General features: G+C 66.3%; 4 protein-coding genes. All 4 read left to right on the top strand.

What is annotated here, in order from left to right; genetic code table 11:
* On the top strand, positions 1 to 509 hold a 509-nt coding region (locus tag ACLP4W_RS05655), incomplete at its 5' end, for a nitroreductase/quinone reductase family protein (protein WP_442384939.1).
* 542 nt (positions 510 to 1,051) lie between these two features.
* A complete protein-coding gene (locus ACLP4W_RS05650) occupies positions 1,052 to 1,606 on the top strand; it encodes a 2,4'-dihydroxyacetophenone dioxygenase family protein (protein WP_442384937.1) in 555 nt (184 codons plus the stop codon).
* A gap of 15 nt (positions 1,607 to 1,621) precedes the next feature.
* On the top strand, positions 1,622 to 2,797 hold the full coding sequence (locus tag ACLP4W_RS05645; RefSeq protein ID WP_442384935.1) for a CaiB/BaiF CoA transferase family protein: 1,176 nt from the start codon (positions 1,622 to 1,624) through the stop codon (positions 2,795 to 2,797).
* On the top strand, positions 2,781 to 3,165 hold a 385-nt coding region (locus ACLP4W_RS05640; RefSeq protein ID WP_442384931.1), incomplete at its 3' end, for an FAS1-like dehydratase domain-containing protein. The genes ACLP4W_RS05645 and ACLP4W_RS05640, both read left to right, overlap by 17 nt.

Here is a 3,165-nt window from a genome sequence, read left to right as displayed (position 1 = left end):
ATCTGCCACGGGTCGATCCTCCCGACCGGGTCAGCCCCCCGATCCGCGCCTACGCCGCCTTCTTGGCGACCGGCGTAGGCCGGTGGATCGCGAAGAACATCGCGCCAAGGATCGACCCATGGCTGCTGCGAGCGACCGGGGGTCGGCTGGCCATGGGACTTATGCTTCCCTCAGCGCTGCTCACCACCACCGGGGCCAAAACGGGGCAACCGCGCACGAACCCGATCTACTTTCACGACGGGCCCGACGTCATCGTGATCGCCTCCAACTACGGCAATTACAAACACCCCGCCTGGTATTACAACCTCACCGCGAACCCCCGCGTGCAGATCGCAACGAACGGCGCCGGCCCGGTGATGACCGCGACCGAGGTAACCGACCCCGACGAGCAAGAGCGCCTCTGGGTCATGGCCTACCGGATCTACCCACTCTGGCCCGACTACCGGCGGCGCGCCGCGCGGTGCCATCGCACCATCCCGATCATCCGCCTCCACGCGGCCGCGACGTGATTCGTCGTCGCGGCCCCGTTGAAATTCACTTCGGCGGGCGCTGAGTACGCGGCCCGGCCAGTCGTCAGCGCGCGGTCCTTGCTGTAGGGATCATGTGGCGCGATGACCGCCGTCGTCAGGTGGGAGCGGGCTAAATCGTCGCGATCGAGCTGCTCGCGGCGACGCTGGTTGGGGCTCTCAACACACGCAGCGGCGTGAACCGGACAGAGACCGTGTCGAACGCCACGCGCGCGTCACTGGCGGCAAGGCATTTCGCCGACTCCAGAAGCGTTTTCAATTCGGTTGCCACGCGGGGGTTTTCACGTGCCGCTTCCAGATTGCATGTGATTCGGGCTTAACGAAACGGTCTCGAGAATCTGCGTCACTCGGTCGACCGTGCGATCCGGGCGGGCAGGCACGCGCCTGACGCTGGCAAGCCCTACCGACGAATTCAGACAAACACTTGCAACGAGGCGCGAGCCACAGTACAGTACCGAGTTATCCGGATATCCGGTTTCCAATCCATAAATACGTACGTACCACTACCCGAAAGGTTCCGCCACATGTCCGCACCCGTCTCTCCAGGCATGTTCCGCACCAAAAGCGGCGTCCCGCTGCCGTTGGTCGCTTTACCGCAGGACGACCTGCTGACCGTCAACATCGACCAGATCCCGCTGCTCAAGGACGCTATGGGCCCCGGCATCCACATCAAGCCGCTGCGCCTGGACCCCGAAAAGGGACAGGTGGTCCTCATGGCCACCATGGCGCCCGGTTGCCTCCTGCCCGTGCATTACCACACCGGTACGGCCGAGGTGTACACGTTCTCCGGCTGCTGGAGGTACGCCGAGTACCCCGACCAGCCGCAGACCGCGGGCGACTACCTGTATGAGCCGGGCGGCTCGGTGCACACCTTCTACTGCCCGGAGGACAACACCGAGGACACTGTTGTGCTGCTCTGGATGGAAGGCGCGCAAATCGGATTCAACGACGACGGCACGCTGCACCACATCAACGACGCGACCTCCATTCAGTACGTGACCGAAACCGTGTCGGCGGCGCAGGGCACCGGAACGGTCGGCTACATCCACGGCGGCAGCGCCGGTGTGGTCAAGTCCTGATCGGAGAAAGTGATCATGCCATCAGCGTTTGACGGCGTCCGGGTCCTGGAACTGGGCCAGATTTACAACGGCCCATACTGCGGGCTGCTGCTGGCTCAGCTAGGCGCCGACGTCATCAAGATCGAGCCACCCGGCGGTGAGCAATTGCGCTTCCGCTCCCACCAGCCGACCGAGTCCCATGAGTTCGTGATGCTCAACTCCAACAAGCGCAGCGTGGTGCTCGACCTGAAAACCGACGCCGGTCGCCAGGCGCTGCTCGACCTGGTCAAAACCGCCGACGTGCTCATCGAGAACTTCGCGCCGGGCACCATGGAGCGCCTCCAGCTGCACCCGGCGCGACTCCTCGAGCACAACCCGCGCCTGATCGTGGCCTGCGGCAAGGGCTACGGGTCCACCGGCCCGTACGCCCACATGTCCGCTATGGACATCACCGTGCAGGCGATGTCCGGCAGCGCCTCGGCCACCGGAGTGCCCGACGGGCCACCAACCAAGGCCGGCGCCGCGTTCGTGGACTTCTCCGGCGGCATCCACCTGTTCGGGGCTGTCAGCGCGGCCCTGTTCCAGCGCGAGCGCACCGGACGCGGCCAGATCGTCGAGGTCTCGATGCACGACACCATCTACCCGATGCTGGCATCCAGCCTGGGCGGCCTGCACAACCACCCCGACCGCGAGCTCCCCGAGCGCACCGGCAACCGGCACTCGGGCATGGCGGTTACGCCGTACAACATCTACAAGACCAGCGACGGCTGGCTGGCGATCATCTGCATCGCCGAGCGGCACTGGCACGGCGTGGCAACCGCGCTCGGCCGGCCCGAGCTGATCGACGACCCGAGGTTTCGCACCGAAAAGGACAGGGTCGCCAACATCGACGCCGTCGACGAAGAGGTGTCCTCGGTCACCAGAACCCGCACGCGCGCCGAGCTGGTCGACGACCTGCAGGCCGCCGGGGTGCCCTGTGCGCCGGTCAAGTCGATCCGTGAGGTCGACACCGACGAGCACCTGATTCAGCGCGGCATGATCACCTACGTCGAGCACCCGGCGAGGGGACGCGTGCCGGTGCCGGGATGTCCATTAAGGCTTGGCGATTCGCCGGTGGGACCGCTGCGGGCCGCCCCGCCACTGGGCGCGTCAACAGAGGCCATCGTCGCGGAACTAGCTGGCGAGGAGGCCGAGCATGTCCGCTCTGCTTGAACCCGGCACCCCACTGGCGACCTACTACGCTCAGACACGGCCGCGGATAGGCGAAGTCCTCTCGCGGCGCAGTCTCGGCACGCTGGACGCGGTGATGATCGGCCGCTACGCGATGACGATTGGAGCCACTGACCCGAGCCACTACGACTCGGAGGCCGCACGGTCGGCGGGGTACCCCGATGTCGTCGCGCCACCCAACATGCTGGCCGCGATAGCGGAATGGGGCATCGGAACCCCGGATGCCGTCCTGGGGCCCGATGGGACGCCCGAGGACGGTGACATGCCCCTCGGGGACGGCGAGCTCGGGCTTCGCGTGATGGGCGCCGGCGAAGAGATGGAGTTGGTCAACCCGTTCACGGCGGGCACGG

Origin of the sequence: Mycobacterium sp. (assembly GCF_052145595.1) — a bacterium.
Classification (GTDB): Bacteria; Actinomycetota; Actinomycetes; order Mycobacteriales; family Mycobacteriaceae; genus Mycobacterium.
Note: the sequence above shows the minus strand (reverse complement) of the source record. Positions and strands in the feature narration are given on the sequence as shown.

Coding starts and splice junctions, on each gene's coding strand:
- ACLP4W_RS05650 (WP_442384937.1), top strand. CDS start 1,052: ATGTCCGCACCCGTCTCTCCAGGCATGTTCCGCACCAAAAGCGGCGTC.
- ACLP4W_RS05645 (WP_442384935.1), top strand. CDS start 1,622: ATGCCATCAGCGTTTGACGGCGTCCGGGTCCTGGAACTGGGCCAGATT.